The organism is Pseudomonas oryzihabitans (assembly GCF_007665395.1).
GTDB lineage: Bacteria > Pseudomonadota > Gammaproteobacteria > Pseudomonadales > Pseudomonadaceae > Chryseomonas > Chryseomonas psychrotolerans_C.
Genome location: NZ_VDND01000002.1, coordinates 742,762 through 760,857 on the forward strand (window position 1 = coordinate 742,762; position 18,096 = coordinate 760,857).

Here is an 18,096-nt window from a genome sequence, read left to right on the forward strand (position 1 = left end):
ATGACCGAGATTGCAATCACCTTCGAGGGTAAGGAATTCAAAGCTCGTGAGGGTGAGTCTTTGGCGGCAGCGCTGATTGCAGGCGGTGTACGACATTTCCGCGAAACACGCAGTGGTGCGTGCCGAGGGATTTTCTGCGGCATGGGCGTCTGTCAGGAGTGCCTCGTGGAAGTCGATGGAAAGCCGAATCAGCGTGCTTGTATGACCAAGGTGGTAGCGCCAGTCGAGGTCAAACGCACGCTCAGCCAGGCGATCTTGCCCCTCGAAGGGGTGCAGACTCCCTCGATCACACCTATGGAGGTTCGAGCGCCGGACGTCCTGGTTATAGGTGCCGGACCAGGAGGTTTGTCAGCGGCACTTGCTGCCCGTCAGGCGGGTGCCAGCGTGGTGGTCCTGGATGAGCGCAGCCTGCCTGGCGGTCAGTATTTCAAGCAATTGAGTGTGACGGGCGCCGACATTGCGCCACCGGATCGACAGCATCGACAAGGCGCCGATCTGATCGCCCAAGTACGCCAGGCGGGTGTCGAGATGATCGGCGACGCCCTGGTCTGGGGTGCTTTCGAACCTGGCGAGTACGGCGTTGCGGTTGAAGGGCATACCCAGCGCTGGAAACCGCGGGCTACGATCATCGCCACCGGTGCCTATGAGCGCGGTTGGCAGGTGCCAGGTTGGACGCTGCCGGGGGTTATGACGACCGGTGCAGCTCAGACGTTATGGCGCACGGCTCGTCGGTTACCTGGGCAGCGCGTGCTCATCGCTGGCAATGGGCCGCTTAATTTGCAGTTGGCATCCGAGCTGCAGGCGGGTGGAGCCACAGTGGTGGCCGTCGTCGAGGCGGCAGCGGAGCCGAGCCTAGCGACGTTACCGAGTCTGCTGCGCATGTCGGTCGCTGCACCTGGCTTGGTAAAGGATGGACTGCGTTACCGTTGGGCGCTACGGCAGTGTGGCGGCCGGATGATTCACCATGCCTTGGTGTCAGGGATCGAAGCTAAAGGTGAGTCGCTGCAGGTGAGTCTCTGTAACTCTCAAGGTCAAGCCTTGGCCGAGCGCTTCGAGGTGGATTGCGTATGCCTTGGCTATGGCTTCGAGCCGGCCAACGAGCTGCTACGCGCTCTGGGCTGTAGTCACGATTATGACTCGTCACGCCGGCAGCTAGTGACGCGTCGCGATGCACGCGGCCAGACGGATATCGCCGGCGTCTTTGCGTTGGGCGACTGCACCGGGCTGGGTGGGGCCAAGGTGGCTCTGGCTGAAGGGCGGCTCGTAGGTCTGGAAGCAGCGACTGCGTGTGGCTATCAACTCAGCCGCGAGTTAGGTGAAAGCCGCCGCGAAGCTGAGGCTGAGCGCGGGCGTCAGCAAAGTTTTCAGAAGGCGCTGTGGACGTTGTATCACGCGGACGCTCGGCCCAAAGGCATTGATGCGGCGGTAGCGGAGGCGAATCTCATATGCCGCTGCGAGGAAGTGAGTTTCGCTACGGTGCAGCGAGCGCTGGACTCCGGTATGAGCACTGTCGGGGCCATCAAACGTCACACCCGTGTTGGCATGGGACGTTGCCAGGGACGTTACTGCGCGGCTGCGCTGGATGAGCGTGTCTGCGAAATGACTGGATCAGGGCGTTCGGAAATGTCTGGATTCGCCCCGCGCCTGCCAGTCAAGCCGGTGACGATCGCGGAGCTCGCCGGAGCCCTGGTAAAGCCCTAAATCGGTTAATCGCGAACATAAGTTCAATTTGGAAAGCGTCCTTTGGAGGCGTTCGGATTCGGCTGCGCTGAATAAGGCGTAGCGCCTGGAAATGGCCAAAAAAGAGGCTATGTAACACCAAAAATGCGGATGCCCCTCAGCGTCTGCGCACATTCGTACGACAGTTGGAGAACGACATGAGTAAGGAATTTCGCGGCAGCTACGGCGTGACCGTTACCCCTTTTACCGCTGACGGCAGCCAGATCGACTATCAGGCGTTAGCCGCCTTCATCGAGTGGCAGATCGACTCCGGATCGCCCGGCATCATCATCCTTGGCACCACCGGTGAGTTCCTGACCATTTCCGACGATGAGCGGACTGAGTACATCGAAAATACAGTGAAAATGGTCAACGGCCGCATTGATGTTCTGGTAGGCACCATGAATGCCTACACCCCCAATGCAGTGCGCTATAGCCGTGAGGCGGAGGCGCTTGGTGCTGATGGCTTCATGATCGCGCCACCGTATTACTACACCCCGACTGAAGACGAGATCTTCAATTACTACCGGGCAATTTCTGAGGCAACTTCGTTGCCGATCATGCTGTACAACAATCCGGTCACGACCAACGTCGACATGTCGGCAGCATTGGTTGCCCGCATGACCAAAGCCTTCGACAACGTGCGCTATATCAAGGAAGCCAGCATGGACGTCGGTCGCATCTATGACATCGTCGAGGGCACGGAGGGGGTCATGAACGTGTTCGCCGGGGAGCGTCCGGTAGAGAGTTTCCTGCTGGGCGCGGTGGGATACGTGAATCCATACGCCAACTACATTCCTCGTGCTTCCACCCGCATGTGGGAGGCCTTGGTGGAGGGCAAGCTAAAAGAAGCCAGCAAGATTCAGGCGATGATCAGTAGTTTCGATCACATAATCGCTGAGGGGCATCCAACCTATGGTCATCAATGCTATTCGAAAGCACTGGCAGCCTCTCAGGGCTACCCGGTAGGCGACGTGCGAGCGCCTCTGACGCAGTTTGCCGACCTAGGGCAGGAGGGTATTGATCGCCGCTCGCGGATCATCAGCATCCTAGATGATCTCAACAGCTACGTCGCTGCTCACGCGGTCAAGTAAGTAAGCAAGGAACCGGCATGACCCCGTCCCCACTGTTTACTGCATTCGACTGCCGAGGCGTGAGGTTTCGTAATCGCCTTGTCGTGTCCCCCATGTGCCAGTACCAGGCTACCGAAGGGCTGGTGAATGACTGGCATTACGCTCATCACGCTCGATTTGCGTTGGGTGACATAGGTGGCGCCGTGCTCGAAGCTACAGCGGTAACGCGTGAAGGGCGCATCAGTCCTGGTTGCCTGGGAATTTGGAGCGACGATCACATCCCCGGACTGCGGCGGCTAGCAGATCTCTACCACCAGCACGGCATACCTTTGGGGGTTCAGCTGGGTCATGCCGGTCGCAAGGCCAGCTCTGCGGTGCCCTGGCTGGGTAGCGCCCCCTTAGGGGCTGATAGCTCTAGCCCAGCGTGGTCGACCCTGGCCCCATCCGCATTGGCGCACAATAAAGGCTGGCCGATTCCTGAGGCGGCAAGTCTTGAGGCCATTGATCAAGTTGTAGCGGCTTTTGCGGGGGCAGCCGGTCGTGCAGTCGATGCAGGCCTGGACTTTGTCGAAATCCACGGGGCACATGGGTATCTACTTCATGAATTCTTCTCCCCGCTGGCCAACAAACGAGGCGCTGTCTATGGCGGTGATTTCATGGGTCGTGCGCGGCTGGCGCTGGAGGTGGTGCAAGCCGTCCGCAAGCTAGTACCTTCCGATATGCCGGTCTGGTATCGCGCTTCCTGTGTTGACGGCGACAACGGCGGCATCACTCTCGATGACACCGTTCGTCTTGCGCGATTGCTGGCGGATGAGGGCGTTGACCTGATGGACTGCTCAGCTGGTGGAATTGTCGGGCCTGTGGCTCGTTCTGCGACAGTGGCAACCCCAGGTCATCAAGTTCCTTACGCGGCGCGCATTCGCGCCGAGGCCGAGATTGCAACCATGGCGGTAGGGTTGATCACTACAGCGCAGCAGGCTGAAGAGGTGATTGCTAGTGGGGCTGCTGATCTCGTTGCGCTAGGACGAGCCCTTCTCGATGATCCAAGCTTCGCCTATCACGCCGCGATGGAGTTGGGAGTCGCAGACGCTCACGATCTGCTACCCCAGGTCCATGTTTTTTTCTGGCGCGCCGGCAGGCGCGCGCAGGGGAGAAGACTGCATGATTAATCATTTGAAGGCCTTCCCATGGCCGATGTAATCGTCATCGGCGGTGGCTTAGCAGGGTGTGCGACAGCCTATTACCTGGCCAAGGACGGGGTTGATGTCTTAGTGCTGGAACGCAGCGAGCTAAACACTCGGGCGTCCGGCTCTAACGCGGGCAGCCTGCATGCTCAGATCCCCCATGATCCTTTCGTAAACAAGGGACTAGCCTGGGCTAAGCGCTTCGCACCCAGTATCGCGTTGATGGCTCGCTCGATCGAGATGTGGCACGAATTGCCTGTCGAGCTGGGCGTCGACCTCGAGGTTTCCACCAAGGGTGGCCTGCTGGTAGGGACAACCGAAGAGCAGCTGCGAGAAATTGAGGCTAAAGCGCTGCTGGAGCGTAGTCAGGGTTTGGAAGTTAACCTTCTCGACAGGCATGACGTCCGACAGCTCGCACCCTATCTTTCGGATCGGGTAATCGGTGGAGCCTTTTGTCCTATCGAGGGTAAAGCGAGTCCCTTGAAAGCCACTCTGGCCTATGCAGACGCCGCTAAGCGCTTAGGGGTTCACTTTCGTAGGCACTGCGAAGTGGTGGGCGTAGAACGCGTTGACGATCACTACCGTGTGTCCCTCGCGAATGAGGTTCTGATTGCTAAGCGCGTGGTAAATGCAGCTGGCGCCGATGCCGGACGTATTGCTGCGATGGTTGGTATTCGGACTGACGTTCAAGGCTTTGCGATCCAAGTGGCCGTGACGGAACAGACCGGTCCGCTGATCCCTCATCTGGTCTATTCAGCTGGGGAAAAGCTCACCCTCAAGCAGAACGCAATCGGCTCGGTACTGATTGGGGGAGGATGGCCAGCGCGGTGGCATCGCCGAGGGCATCCCGTCACTGACCCGGATTCTCTGGCGCAAAATATGACGCTGGCCTTGCAAACGGTGCCTGCGCTAGGGCCGTTGCGTGTCATCCGGACGTGGGCGGCGGTGGTGAATGGCACTGATGACTGGCGGCCGATTCTAGGTGAGGTACCCAACTCGCCTGGCTTCTTTATGAATTTTTTCCCGTGGATGGGCTTCACGGCAGGACCAATCATCGCTCGGATCATCGCGAGTCTGGTGCAGGACAAACCTGTGCCGTTGGATATCGATTACAGGCCGTTCCTTTGTTACTGATGACCGAACCTTTGGAGATTCCATGCGGGAAAAAGTAGCGCTAATCACCGGCGGCGCAGGGGGCTTGGGCCTTGCGATCGCTGACCGTTTCCGGCAAGCAGGCATACGCGTCTATTGTGCCGATCTGCCAGGCCAGACCTTGGAAACCTCTCCAGACTTTGTGGGTTGCGATGTCACGCGATTGGATGATCTGCACGGTGCAGTAGAGGAGGTTCTCGCGCAGAGTGGACGACTCGATATCTGTGTTGCCAACGCCGGTTGGGTACCTCCCTGGCGAAGTACCGAAGCGCTTCAATTTGATGAGTGGGAAAGAGCTCAAGCGATCAATGTCCGGGGCGTAGCGTTCACGCTGTCAGCGGCTACCGAGGCGTTGAAAGCAAGCCAGGGGGTTGCGCTGCTTATGTCCTCTGTTAACGGGCGATTTGCACACGGTCAGCAGATGGCCTACAGCGCATCTAAGCACGCCGTACTCGGTATCATGCGTGCGGCATGCCGAGACCTCGGACCCTATGGCGTTCGATTAAACGCTATCGCCCCAGGACCGGTGGCTACTTCCGCATTGCGAGAACGGGTTGCGGCACGAGCGGGACATGACTTGGAAAAAGAGGAAATAGCAATGCGGTCTATGGCTGACAACAATTCACTACGGCGTCTGGTCACATCTGCGGAAGTCGCTGAAGCGGCGTTTTTTCTTTGCTCACCGGCCTCGAGTGGGATCACTGGAATAGCTATGGCCGTCGACGCTGGAATCGAAAGCTTTTAAGTATCGTCACCCACGTTTGGGTAGCGTTCCTGCATCAGGACGATGAATGGCGCATGAGGCAAGTTCCTCAAGGTATGGCGTTGAGCTTCTTAGCTATTCGGCCAAATTGGAATCGGACTCTTAGGCTACAAAGAGAGCGTAACTGATAGGCAGATGGCAGGCTTGATTCACCGTGCATGAATTCCCGGCAGCAGAGTACAACGGTCGGTCTTATTAGCCTGCACGACGAAGACGCAGGGCCGATCATTTAATGAGAACCGCTTCCTAGCCTATCAAGTCCCCGCAGCAGCTCGCTGTTATACTCCAGCATTATGGCTGCCACGCGCAGGACTCGATCTCTCGTCTCGATATTTTCTTCCACAGGCGTCAAGCGTGGACCCTAAAAGCTCTCGTCGCTGGCGCTCAGCCAGAGTCCGCCACACCACCACAGTTGCTATCTCATACTCGTCTTCTAAAGTCAGGAAGTTTATGCCACTGGCTGTACCAGATCGCTGCCGCTCAACGAGCAAACTGGAAACCTAGGTCCGCTGGCCATAGTGCCGTTTCATTAGGTCGTACGAACTCACCAGGCCGCGCCATGAGTTTTGGGCACAACAGGACAAGCGGATGGGAAGCAAGCGTGGTGGCTCTCTATTCTTGGCCAGCACTGGCGTGAACGTTTATGCGGTCATCAACTTCGGATCGGGTTCAAGCGGTTATGGCTACCGGCATCGTCAGTGGGTGTCGTAGTGCTGTACGCCGGTCGCCGAGCGATCAAGGCGTTTTTCCATTTCGGCAACAAAGTCGTTCAATGGCATCAGTTCTTCTCCCGCATACCCTGGGTACTGCACCCGATAGGGCGGCGCATCGGACAGGCTGCGTAACTGGTCCAGGCTCTGTGCCACATAGGCCACGCTGACAAAGTGCGCGCCCGTGTGCTCGTTCACCCAGCGTTCGAACAGAATGGTTCCTCCAGGCGCCGCGTCATTCTCCGGGTAGTCGGCGATTTTCCAGTCAAAGCCCAGCAGCGTGCGCAACTGCGCGATATTGCTGTCGTGGCCCACGTACGCCAACCATTTGGTACCAGGTGGGCTGTCGGCGGAGGCCGGTTGCAGGGCCAGGAGGATTTGTCCGAGCAATTGCGAAGCGCCCCGCCGGGCAATGTAGGGTAGGTGGTTGCTCAGCTCGTACTTGGCCGAACGCAACGCCATCAAGCGCGCTACGGCCGCCGCGCTGCGCCCTTCACCAAAGGCCACCTGGTCCAATGGCAAGCCCTCGGCGTATTGCATACGAAAGGTTTCGCTCATGGCCGCGCCCACGCTCAGCGGACCACTGAGCTTGATCGCGCCGCCATGCTCCTTCAGCGCCCAGGGTTGCTCGCTCAGGGCACAGTCCTTTTTCCCGCAGGAAGTCGGCACGCCGACCACTTGCTGCACGGCCAACAAGGGTGCGGCGTAGCGCTCGCGAGCGGCATCGACGCTGCCGCCCATGGCGGCCAGCATGGCGGCCCGGGTCAGCGCCGGGTCCAGTGGCGCCAAGCCATTTTCATCGCCGTGGAACAGCTGATCTTCAGATTCCCGTGCGTGATGCATGGCCACGCCGCAGCCCGGGAACATCCCCTCTACCAGCGCCGCACCGGTGTCCTGGGTACGGGCTACCGGGCTGGACCACACGTAGGCATCCCCCACTTGCGGGCATTGTCCAACCTTGAACAGCCCAAGCGAATCCAGCCGGTGGCGTTGCCACTGGCCCAGCAACACCGTGGCCGCGCGGCCATGGGCGGTCAACTGCACGTCGCGGGAGCCAAACGTTGGCCAGGTCTTGGCTGACCACCTTTGCAATTCCGCGGTATCGGTCGCTGGGCGGATGCCGTGGCGCATCACCAGCACCACCTTATCCAGGCGCAGGTCGGTGTTGTCCAGGGCAGCGGAAACCGCTGGAAGCGCCAGGCAGAGTCCCAGCGCCAGACTTCCAGACTTCAATAGTGACAATCTCATCAATACGGGCCTAGAAGTCATAGCGGGTATTGAGGCTCAACGTGCGAGGCGAACCGGGCTGCAGGTAGTTTTCCTGGTAGTAGGTCCAGTACTTCCTGTTGGCCAGATTGGTGAGGTTGGCACCGAAGGTCAGCGCATGACCATTGCCCAAACGCAGGCGGTAACCGCCACCCGCATCGAACAGGCTGTAGGCGGGCAGGGTGTGGACGTTGCCCGAATCCACCGCCATTTCGCCGATCCGTTGGATACCGGTGTGCAGGAACATCCCCTGCACCCTCGGTACACGGTAGGTGACCTGGGCTGCGGCTTGATAGCGCGCTGCCCCGGCCGCGTGATTTCCGTCCACACCGTCCCCGGCATCGCGGTAGGCCGAGTCCAGCGCCATGACACTGCCTTCCACGGTCAGGTCCGCTGTGGCATCGACACTGGCGTTCAGTTCCAGACCCTGATAGCGGATGGTGCCGCTTTGCACGTAGACGTTGGCATCGTTGGTGTACTCGGCGCCGCGATCGATACGAAACGCTGCGGCGGTAGCGCTCCAGCTATGCTGCTGGGCTTTCACCCCCACTTCGTATTGCTTGCTGAGCAGCGGGCTCAGGGTCTGGTTGGCGTTCACCGCGGTGGTGGGTGCGGTACCGCCACTTTCCAGGGACTCGACGTAGCTGGCATACAAGGTCATGTCCTGGGTCGGCTTGTACATCAGGGCAACGGTGGGCGTGGCTGGCCTGGCCCGGTAGTTGATCGCCGCGGAGGTGGCGGTACTGCGGGTCTGCTCACGGTAGTTTTCGTTGCGCAGGCCGACCAGCAACGACCAGTGTTCGCCCAGGCCAAGGGTGTCGCTGGCGAACACAGCCCCTTCCTCGACGTCGTCGTCGCCGTAGGTACCACCGCTGTAGTCGATGTCGTACACCGAGAAAATCGTCGGGTTGTACAGGTTGCCCTTGCCCACGGTGGTCTTGGGAGTGACTACCGATTTGTCCGAGTTCAGTCGTGAATAGTTGGCGCCCAGCACCACGTCGTGAGTGAGCCACCCCGTGGCGAACTTACCTTCCAGCGTGCCCATGGTGTCGGTGTAGTCGTAGGCGTGATACTCGGACGTGACCCTGTCGGAGTAGGCGCCGGCGTCGCTGGAAATCTGGTATTGGTCCTTCACGTAACGGCGTGTCGATTCGCTGTAGCGGTACGCCAGCTTGCCGGTCCAGTCGGGCGAGAACCGGTAGGTGGCGCTCAGGGTCGACAGGCTGTAGTCGACATCGGTATAGGAGCCATGGCTGTACAGGCGTTCGCTGCCATCGATCGGCCTGGGTAAGGCATTCCTGGTGTTGACGATGATGTCGGTCCCACCGCTGGTATCGCGCTTCTGATACAGGGTGTCGAAGTCGAGGCTCAGGTCATCGCTGAGCCGCGCGTTCAGCGCCACGCCGACGGCCGTGCGGTTGACCTTGGCGTCGCCCGACGCGGCATTGCCTTCCTCGTGCACGACGTTGGCCCGGTAGCCGAAACGCGGGTCATCCGTGCGCCCTCCGACATCCAGGTGTTCCTTGTAGACATTGTTGGACTGGTAACCGGCGTCGACGCTGAAGAGGGTCTTGTCGGTAGGTCGCTTGGTCACGTAGTCGACGATGCCACCCGGGCTGCCGAAGCCATACATGAAGCCCGACAGCCCTTTGAGCACATCGATCCAGTCGAACATCTCGAGCGGCATTTCCACACCGCGGTTGATGTTGGCCATGCCGTCGACCTTATAGCCGTTCAGATCGTCCAGGGGCAGGCCACGCACGGCCAGTGTGGCGGGGTGGGTACCATAGCTGGAACTGATGGACGTGACCGAGGCATCGTACTTGACGGCCTCGGACAGGATGCCCGCCTGGCGAGCCTGAAGCTCATCGCGACCTACGCTCTTGAGCGAGAACGGCGTGTCAATCACCGCATGGCTACCCAGGGCACCGCTGTTGGCCTGCTGGTGCAGCGCCGGCTTGCGCTTGACGGCCTTGACGGTGACTTGCGGCAAGGTGTCCAACGTACGGTCGTCGATAGCCGGCGGAACATCCGCTGCGAAAGAGGGCAAGGCCAGGGCCAGCGTGGTGAAGCCGAGACCTGCCCGGACCTGCGATGGGGATTTGCGAAACATGACCACACCTTCGAAATGGCCGTTCACGGCCTGGTTGATTTCTGTGGCGCGCACTTCGCCGTGGCCGGCTGTAGCAGTCGACCGCCTGGGTTTGGCGAGGGCGACGCGGTGGTTAAGGCGTGACGGCCTTCGTCACGAAGCCGATCTTGTCGAGTCCACCGGACTGAGCGGCGGCCATTACCTGCACCACCTTTTCATACGGGGTACTGCGTTCGGCGCGCAGGTGTAACTCCGGCACCGGCTGACGTGCCGCAGCCTCGGCGATCAGTGCCGTCAAGTCGCTGTCACGGATGTCGTGGTCGTCCCAGTGGAGATGGCCGTCGTTATCCAGCGCCAGGTCCACCGAAGGCGGCGGCTTGTTGTCCTGTTGCGCGGCGGCCTTCGGCAGGTCGATCTTCACCGCGTGCTGGATGGCCGGCACTGTGACGATGAAGATCACCAGCAGCACCAGCATCACGTCCACCAGCGGTGTCGTGTTGATCTCAGGGTTGAAGCCGTCCTCTTCCGGCTCGTCACCGCCCAGCAGTCCGCAGGCCATCAGACGTACTCCGCCCGGGCGTTGAGCGCGCTATGCGCAGGCGCTGCCCCGCGTGGGGCGGCACGGGTGCCGATCACCAGCAGGTCGTGCAGTTCGAAGGCGAAGGTGCCCAGCTCCGCGAGGGTCTGCTTGTTACTGCGCACCAGCAGGTTGTAGCCCAGGGTGGCGGGAATGGCCACGGCCAGGCCCAGTGCCGTCATGATCAGGGTTTCACCGACGGGGCCGGCGACCTTGTCGATACTGGCGTCGCCGGTCAGGCCGATCTTGATCAGGGCGTGATAGATACCCCACACGGTGCCGAGCAGACCGACGAAGGGCGCGCTGGAGCCCACGGTAGCCAGAATCGCCATGCCGCTCTGCAACTGCACGCCCACGGTGTGGGTGGCTTGGCGCAAGGCGCGAGACAGCCATTCACTGAAGGCCGGTGGGTTCCTGCCACCGTCCAGTGCATCCCGGTGCTGGCGTGCCGCGCTGATGCCAGCATGGGTGAGCTCGGCGTAGGGGCTGTGGCGATCCAGGCGTTGCAGGCCGTCCTTGAGCGTCGGTGCGTTCCAGAAGGCCGCGAGTAATTTCGGTGAACGCAGGCGATGCAGCGCCAGCCGCACCAGCTTGGCGAGCATCACGTACCAGGACGCGATCGACATCGCCAACAACAGCAAGGCCACGCCACGGGTGAGGAAGTCGGCCTGTTGCCACAAGACATTCAATCCCAGTGTTCCGGTTTCCATGTGTATTTCCCTTCGTTGTAGAGAGCGCTGCCCTGGCCGGGAGGCCCTTCGCTGAAACATGACGGGTTAGGGCTGCCTCAGGGCTAGCTGTCGAGCTGGAATCGCAGTGGCACGATCACGTACACGGACACCCCATGCCCGTCCTCCAGATAGGGTTTGAACAACGCACGCCGCACCGCCGTCCGTCCTGCCTCGTCGAGGTTGCCGAAGCCAGAGGAGCGAACGATGTCCACCGCACCAGGCTTGCCGTGTTCGTCCACCAACACGCGCAGGATCACGGTGCCCTCATGGCCTTCTTCACGGGCACTGTCCGGGTACTCGGGCTCTGGCGCCTGCACGTACTCGACGCCACGGGTGAGGGTCTTGGGTTGAGGCGGTGGCGCGGGAGCTGGCGCGGCCGCCGGCGCCGCGGGAGCGCTGCGGGTACTGGGGGTAGTCGCGGCGACAGCGGCCACCGGGCGCTGCACGGCATGGGGCTTGGCCACCGGCTTGGGATGGGCCGCCGGCTGAGGGGCCACCGGTTTGGTGCGGGCGACTGGCGGAGCCACCGCGGGCGCCGGTACGACCGGGGCCACGGAAGGCGGCGGCGTGGGCTCGGCGCTTGCGGCGGGCGCGGGAGCCGGTGTCGGTTCATGGAGGACCGAGGCATAGATCGTTCGAGTCGCCGGTTGCGCCGGGACGGGGGGTGATGACCTGCTCGCCAGGCCCAGTAGCACTACGTGCAGCGCCACCACCATCCCCATCGCGCAGCCACGGCGCAGGAGTCGCGAGCCCCTGCCGGCAGATAATGGCTGAAGGTGCAGCAGGGGCGTCAGCGTCGCATCCACGATTGATTTCCTACAGGCTGCCAGTCAGGTCAGTCGAGCGCCTTCCTACGCGGTCTTTACCAAGACCCCGTATCAGGTATCGCGTAGAAAATAGGTATGGGGGGTGACAGGCACGTGACGGAAAGCGGTTAGCAGATAAACATTTTGTGACAATTGCCCAGGCTGCTTACAAGGGTGACCTTAAGGGTCAGTTATTAAATGCTTGATCCGCAGTCATAGTCAGTCATTCATCACCGGTGGCTCTTGAACGAGCTGTGGGTCCGCGTCGGTTGGGCACTGGCGAAGTCGCATAGAGGTGTGCCTGTCTGCATTCACTCATCGGGCGTTGAGGTAGCTGAATCCCACTGGCTCGCAACGCGCGAGTAGCACTCGGCGAGAGCCTGCCATGTAGTCCGCCGGTCTCGTCCTGATCCTGGTTCTGCCCGTTACCTGGTCGGTCCAGGGGTAGAGGACCGTGGTGAGTGGTAGTCGTCGCCCTAGGTGTCGGTCCCGTTTCTACAGCGGCCTGCGAGGTTTGGAGGGGTGCTCTTGGCCGCCAATCAGCCAGGGCGGTCTCCGCCGCCATACGGTTTGACGTTGCAGCCCCTGCAACCGGCGAAGGTTGCAGGGGCTGATGCGCTTCCGGGCTAACGGCTGGTCTTCGCGGTCCAGTACGGCCCCCTGGGGACCGCCGCCTGCGCAGCGCCGCGCCCAGCCAGGCGTTGCACCCTGAAGAGGGAGCGCTGGCGTGAGGGCAGGGCGGCAGCACGACAGGCTGCCACTAGACCCGGAAGCGTTTGACCTGACCGTTCAATTCCACGGCCAGCTCGGAGAGCTGCTGGCTGGCGGAGCGCGTCTGTTCGGCGCCGGCGGCGGTCTGCACCGACAGGTCGCGAATGCGCACCAGGTTGCGATCCACCTCGCGGGCCACCTTGGCCTGTTCCTCGGCGGCGTTGGCCGACTGCGCCTGCTCGCGGGTCTGACGGGCCTGGTCGGCGCTGGTCAGCAAGGCATCGACGGTCTGGCCGGTGCCCTGCTGGATGCTGCCGATCATGCCTTAGATCTCGCGGGTGGATTCGCCGGTGCGGTGGGCGAGGGCGCGCACCTCGTCGGCGACCACGGCGAAGCCTGTCCGACGTCGCCGATGGCGGCGTTGAGCGCCAGCAGGTGGATACTGTATCCAGGCGGGAATCTATCTAACCTTCAAAGGCGTGGGCGTCACATTAAGATAACGAGTATTTAGCCTGCCAATACAATTCGACCTTCAGCCACTTAAGTAACCTATGGCTAAAATTCTTGTATGGACCGCTGGCAGTAGCCCTCGAGTAGCCAGAGCTCCAGTGGCTCCATTGCGTAGCATCTCGACCAGTCCCTGGCGTAACAGATCGGTGGTTTCAGACAGCGGCGTGATGCCAAAGACTGCCAATAATCAAATGTGGACACAGGAACGCTTGGACGACTGCGCAGACCTAGGTATGGGTCAATCAAAAGCCCCTTAAGATTGGCCGAAACTGCGCAGGCCCGGGAAAGCCAGGAGGTATAAGATCTCGCCCTTCATCTACAGGACGAGATCGTCGGGAATAGCGTCACCATTGTCCGGTGAGAATACAGGTCGCGGCAGCGATACCGCTAAACATGTACCAGGGATCCGGATCACTGCAACCATTCTGGAAGAGGGCCACCTTTACTTGTTGTGCGCCCTCTTGCTGATCGGCACTGGCGAATGGATTCTCACCTTTGGTCAACTGAGGTCTCGCCATTTCAATTGCTTGAGGTGTGGTAGATGCGGCCAGAACGGTACCCGCTTCGGCTCGGGGCAGTGTCAAAAGAGCGAGGGTTATTACCGATGTTGTTGCCAGCGGTCGCAGCAGCTTATTCATATTGAGCCCTACCATTATGGAAGAAGAGACGTCACCAGACGACGCCGGAGTAACCATAGTGAGCTGTTGCGCAGCGAACAATAATGTATGTTGGTTAATGGCGCTTCGATATCATGGCTGGGCGTGCGGGCGAATGTCATCACGTTAATGGCTGGGTGCGATTCGTGTCAGAGACGGTCGGAATGTACAACACAAAGACGAAACTGTCTGGGTATGGTCGTCCAGTTAGTTGAACACTCGCCGGTGCAGATACAGGCGGATATTCCGTAACAGAACGCCACTAGTGAATTCTCACTATTGTTGGGTGGTGCCGGGTCCCTTACCTTCGTTATGCCCCGCTGCCCGCTACTTCCAATTCGGCAGGAGTCTCTCGCCATCTTGGGCATAGCGGTTCATGTCGGTGGTCCCATGAAGATGAAGGACTATGTTATGCGCCCGCGTTGTCTCCGCAATCTGACCTCAATTGCCCTGTTATCAATTGCCCTGAGCCTTATCAGCGGTTGCCAGAACGGCAGTGACGTATTGGGCGCCCTAAATGGCGGATCAAAAAAGTATGAGCTCGCCTATCTCAAGCAGAATCTGATCCCCGGCAAGACGACCAAGGCCCAAGTGCTGGAGCTGTTCGGCGCGCCCCACACGGAAGAGCTAGACGCAATCAATGGGCGAAACGACTCGAACTGGACCTACGAGAAGAACGAAGAAGGCTTCGACAAATATGTGACTCTGGCGCACAAGTACGTCTCCACGGAAACCAGCCTGAAGATGTATGAGGCAGGTGCCCAGGTTGATCGGGCGGAGGGTGTCATGAAGGACGTCAACTCGGTTGCAGGCACTAAACGTGTGGGATCGAACGTCACCGGCAATAATCTGATTATCTACTTCAAAAACGACGTGATCGATTACTACCGGCTTTATTGAGACCGCGGGGAGGCCGCTTTCGCGTCCAGGATCGTGACAAGTCCAGCTGCCGCCGAACCTGCAATGGGTTAAGGTGCTTGGCACGGCCCTCCCGGATACCCCTCAGATGGACCAGGAAACCTATCTTGTCGCCGATGACCACCCGATCTTTCGGGACGGCTTGGTGCGCCTGCTCGCCCAGGCGAGACCCCAGGCACTCATTCTAGAGGCGACAACGTTGGATGAGGCCTGGCGTCTGGCGCAGGCGGAAGCGCCGCACGGCATCCTTCTGGACTTGATGTATTCCGACCGTCCGGAAGAAGCTTCAATTGCCGCTTGGCGCTTGGAATTTCCGCTAGCACTGCTCGTGGTCGTTTCCATGTGCGAAGACCGCCGAGTGATCGAGCGCGTCATGGCTCAAGGCGCCAACGCCTTCATCGGCAAATCGCTGCCGCCAGGGGAGGTTGCCACAGCGCTCCTGGCAGCCCTGGGTGGCGAGCGGCTGATCCGCTGCGCCTCCCGTGGCACTTTCCCATCACTCGAACCGATCATTCTGCCGGATGCGTTGCGGTCGCTCACGCCGCGGCAGCGCGAGGTACTGCAGCTAATCACCGAGGGGCGCAGCAACAAGGAGATCGCACAGGTCCTGAACATCTCGCCCTTTACCGTCAGCATCCACGTCTCCGCGTTGCTACGGGCATTGGGCGTGGCGAGTCGCGCCGCGGCATCGGCACTCGGGGCCCGCCACGGCATGGGGCGTCAGGAGCGGGGCGTGGGAGGCTGAGCTTCCTGGCCTAGTCGGCACGTCCCACCAGTTGGGCGATAAGGCGTTGCAGATCGGTGGGGCGCACTGGCTTGGACAGCAGCGGGATATGGGGATCCGGAAGCAATGCCCTAACCCTTTCCGGTGCATGACCGGTGAGCACTATGGCGGGTAGTGCGCGGCCATGCCAACGCTCAAGGCGATTAAGGCACTCCACTCCGGTGGCCTCGCGCCCCAGGTCAAAGTCTGTCACCACCACGTCGCAAGGCACGGCCGTGCCCGGCGGGCCGCTCAGGGTGGTCACGTTGCAACCCCAGTTGGCCAATAGCCGCGCCATGGCGTCGAGCACGCTGCGGTCGTCGTCGATGAGTAGGACCCGCACGCCCACCAGACTGTCAAGCGAAGGAGCTGCCGGCGCCCGCTCGACCCTGACGGGTGCCATGACCATTGGCAGACCGGACAGAGTAATAGAGGTGCCATGACCAACGCGTGAGGCGAAGGTGACTTGCAGATCGAGAAGGGAAGCGATGCGCTGCACGATGCTTAGGCCCAGACCCACTCCCTCGACATCGTGGTCGCGAGCCTCACGAACACGATAGAACTCCTCGGTTAGATGCGGCAGGTGCTCGGCGGCGATGCCCGGCCCACGATCATGGAGTTGCAGAGTGAGGGTTGTGCCACGGCGTCTGCAGGCGATCAGCAATGGCCCGCCTGGCGCGTACTTGATGGCGTTGGAGATGAGGTTTTGCAACAGGGTGCCAAGCAGCGCCGGGTCGCTTTGGATCGTGGCCGACGTGCCGCGAACCCGGATGTCCATCTGTGCCCACCGGGCCGCCTCGGCGTTCTGCTGCAGCAGTTCCGCCAAGAAGCGCTGGATATCTATCGCTTGTGTTCGCGGCAACACCTGCTGCTGGTCGAGGGTGTAGATGTCCAGGAGCGAGCGGAACAGCTGCTCGACGCTGAGCAGCGAACGGTCCACGCTATCGATGAGCTGATGCTGCTCCTTATCAAGTGGCGTGCCGCGCAGGCACGTGGTGTACAGGCCGATGGCGTGAATCGGCTGCCGTAGATCGTGACTGGCCTGGGCCAGGAAGCGGGACTTGTCCTGATCGGCACGGCGCGCTGCCGCCATGGCCTCCTGTAGCCTACCCAGCAGAAAGTAGCTGAACGTTGGCAGCACCAGCATGCTGAGGACCATCATCACGAACACGGCGGGATGCTGCTGCAAAAACGGCATGAAGGACGCAATCAGGAGCAAAGAGGCAAGGCCGAAGGACGTGGCCAGGATCAAATAGGATCGACCGAAGCGCACGCCGTTGCCAACGGTCATGCTCAGGAGCACACAAAAGGTCGGCAGAAGCGGTTCTTGACCGAAGATCATCACTGCGCTGGCACCCAGGTTATCCAGCAGCATGGCTAACACCCGGCGCCACACGTTGGGGCCTGGAAGAAACCAGAGATGAGCGAGTAGCAACAGAGACAAACAGCCAAAGAGACCGCCGACGGTCAGCACCGCCCGTAATAGTTCCGCACTGAGCATGCCAAGCGGGTACATGGCTAGGGCATACAGCGAGACAACCACTGCCACGACCAAACGTAATTGAGCCTGGCTGAATTCCAGATCGTTTAGGCGGAACAAAGAGTACATCGGGCTGGCATCCCTGCTTGAGAGAAGATGGGGTATCAGGATTTCGCAAAACCCTAACGTACTCTCGTATCAGGTTGTCCGGCAGATCTGCTCTAACGCGAAGATCTTCGTGAGGTTTGGGATGGTCATCGTAAATCAGACACGGCAACCTACCGCCCCGGCACAGAGCGCTTTCCTGCCTAACCATCCCTGGACGCCCACCACCCGAGCTTCACCTCTTATCCATCGACTCCAGGTGCGTGACGCAAAGGAGACGCGAGAAGAAGAAAGGGCGACTAGCTCTTTTGCTCAACCAGCGACCGGCAGTGGTCAACTAAACCCGGACCCTGGTTTAGGTTTTTTCTCGGCCACGGTAGGCGGTAACTCGCGTTGAACTGATGCGGCCGCCGCCAGTTGTAGTGCTGCTTGAGGATCCTACCGATGTGCGTGCCGGCGCGGCACTCGGGCTCAGGGGCGGCATCCATTTCCGCCTCGAGGCTGCCTAATAGCCGTTCCAGGGGTAAGCTGTTCGGGCAGTTTCGGCGAGGCGTGCCAGACGCTGCCCCGTCGGAGCAGCAGCGTCTGGCCTCAGAACTGGTCGAGCACGGATTGCCGGTGGAGGGTATTTCCACTAGACCCGGAAGCGTTTGACCTGACCGTTCAATTCCACGGCCAGCTCGGACAGCTGCTGGCTGGCGGACCGCGTCTGTTCGGCGCCGGCGGCGGTCTGCACCGACAGGTCTCGAATGCGCACCAAGTTGCGATCCACCTCGCGGGCCACCTTGGCCTGTTCCTCGGCGGCGCCGGCGATCAGCAGGTTGCGCTCGTCGATGCCCGACACCGACTGGGCGATGGCGGCCAGGGCGGCGTTGGCCGA

The 18,096-nt window shown here is 60.7% G+C and carries 14 protein-coding genes and 2 pseudogenes; 7 read left to right on the plus strand and 9 right to left on the minus strand.

Annotated features, from left to right (window positions below; translation table 11 throughout):
• The 5 genes from FSV73_RS07480 (at position 1) to FSV73_RS07500 (ending at position 5,873) form a co-directional block, all read left to right on the plus strand.
• A complete protein-coding gene (locus FSV73_RS07480) occupies positions 1 to 1,701 on the plus strand; it encodes an FAD-dependent oxidoreductase (protein WP_145006093.1) in 1,701 nt (566 codons plus the stop codon).
• A gap of 176 nt (positions 1,702 to 1,877) precedes the next feature.
• Positions 1,878 to 2,813, plus strand: coding sequence for a dihydrodipicolinate synthase family protein (locus tag FSV73_RS07485; RefSeq protein WP_145006096.1), 936 nt, complete (start codon positions 1,878 to 1,880; stop codon positions 2,811 to 2,813).
• A gap of 17 nt (positions 2,814 to 2,830) precedes the next feature.
• Entirely contained in the window at positions 2,831 to 3,961 is a 1,131-nt protein-coding gene (locus tag FSV73_RS07490; protein WP_145006099.1) for an NADH:flavin oxidoreductase/NADH oxidase, read from the plus strand.
• 18 nt (positions 3,962 to 3,979) lie between these two features.
• Entirely contained in the window at positions 3,980 to 5,110 is a 1,131-nt protein-coding gene (locus FSV73_RS07495) for an NAD(P)/FAD-dependent oxidoreductase (protein ID WP_145006102.1), read from the plus strand.
• A gap of 22 nt (positions 5,111 to 5,132) precedes the next feature.
• Entirely contained in the window at positions 5,133 to 5,873 is a 741-nt protein-coding gene (locus tag FSV73_RS07500) for an SDR family NAD(P)-dependent oxidoreductase (protein ID WP_145006104.1), read from the plus strand.
• 713 nt (positions 5,874 to 6,586) lie between these two features.
• Here FSV73_RS07500 and FSV73_RS07505 read toward each other — a convergent pair.
• The 7 genes and pseudogenes from FSV73_RS07505 to FSV73_RS07535 all read right to left on the minus strand — a co-directional run bounded on the left by FSV73_RS07505 (position 6,587) and on the right by FSV73_RS07535 (position 13,932).
• On the minus strand, positions 6,587 to 7,849 hold the full coding sequence (locus FSV73_RS07505; protein ID WP_186309175.1) for a histidine-type phosphatase: 1,263 nt from the start codon (positions 7,847 to 7,849) through the stop codon (positions 6,587 to 6,589).
• A 10-nt stretch (positions 7,850 to 7,859) separates the two neighbouring features.
• Positions 7,860 to 9,980 (minus strand): TonB-dependent receptor, encoded by a 2,121-nt coding sequence (locus FSV73_RS07510; protein ID WP_145006139.1) that lies wholly within the window; start codon positions 9,978 to 9,980, stop codon positions 7,860 to 7,862.
• A 112-nt stretch (positions 9,981 to 10,092) separates the two neighbouring features.
• A complete protein-coding gene (locus FSV73_RS07515; protein ID WP_145006142.1) occupies positions 10,093 to 10,518 on the minus strand; it encodes an ExbD/TolR family protein in 426 nt (141 codons plus the stop codon).
• Positions 10,518 to 11,246 (minus strand): MotA/TolQ/ExbB proton channel family protein, encoded by a 729-nt coding sequence (locus FSV73_RS07520; protein ID WP_145006144.1) that lies wholly within the window; start codon positions 11,244 to 11,246, stop codon positions 10,518 to 10,520. The genes FSV73_RS07515 and FSV73_RS07520 overlap by 1 nt, the downstream gene beginning before the upstream one ends.
• An 83-nt stretch (positions 11,247 to 11,329) precedes the next feature.
• Positions 11,330 to 11,794, minus strand: coding sequence for an energy transducer TonB (locus tag FSV73_RS25765; RefSeq protein WP_260856035.1), 465 nt, complete (start codon positions 11,792 to 11,794; stop codon positions 11,330 to 11,332).
• A gap of 1,039 nt (positions 11,795 to 12,833) precedes the next feature.
• A pseudogene (locus tag FSV73_RS07530) lies at positions 12,834 to 13,222 on the minus strand (methyl-accepting chemotaxis protein); the annotation flags it as partial.
• Between the two features lie 416 nt (positions 13,223 to 13,638).
• Complete coding sequence (locus tag FSV73_RS07535; RefSeq protein ID WP_145006150.1) at positions 13,639 to 13,932, minus strand: hypothetical protein; 294 nt, start codon at positions 13,930 to 13,932, stop codon at positions 13,639 to 13,641.
• Positions 13,933 to 14,340: 408 nt separating this feature from the next.
• On the opposite strand from FSV73_RS07535, the gene FSV73_RS07540 reads away from it, so the two are divergent.
• Entirely contained in the window at positions 14,341 to 14,850 is a 510-nt protein-coding gene (locus tag FSV73_RS07540; RefSeq protein ID WP_260856036.1) for a hypothetical protein, read from the plus strand.
• Positions 14,851 to 14,956: 106 nt separating this feature from the next.
• Positions 14,957 to 15,613: a response regulator transcription factor gene (locus FSV73_RS07545; RefSeq protein ID WP_145006153.1), complete on the plus strand. Its 657-nt coding sequence runs from the start codon at positions 14,957 to 14,959 to the stop codon at positions 15,611 to 15,613.
• A 10-nt stretch (positions 15,614 to 15,623) separates the two neighbouring features.
• Here the strand turns inward: FSV73_RS07545 and FSV73_RS07550 are convergent, their stop codons facing one another.
• The gene (locus FSV73_RS07550) at positions 15,624 to 17,240 is read right to left on the minus strand and encodes a hybrid sensor histidine kinase/response regulator (protein ID WP_145006156.1); all 1,617 of its coding nucleotides are present in this window, start codon (positions 17,238 to 17,240) and stop codon (positions 15,624 to 15,626) included.
• A 610-nt stretch (positions 17,241 to 17,850) separates the two neighbouring features.
• A pseudogene (locus FSV73_RS07555) lies at positions 17,851 to 18,096 on the minus strand (methyl-accepting chemotaxis protein); the annotation flags it as partial.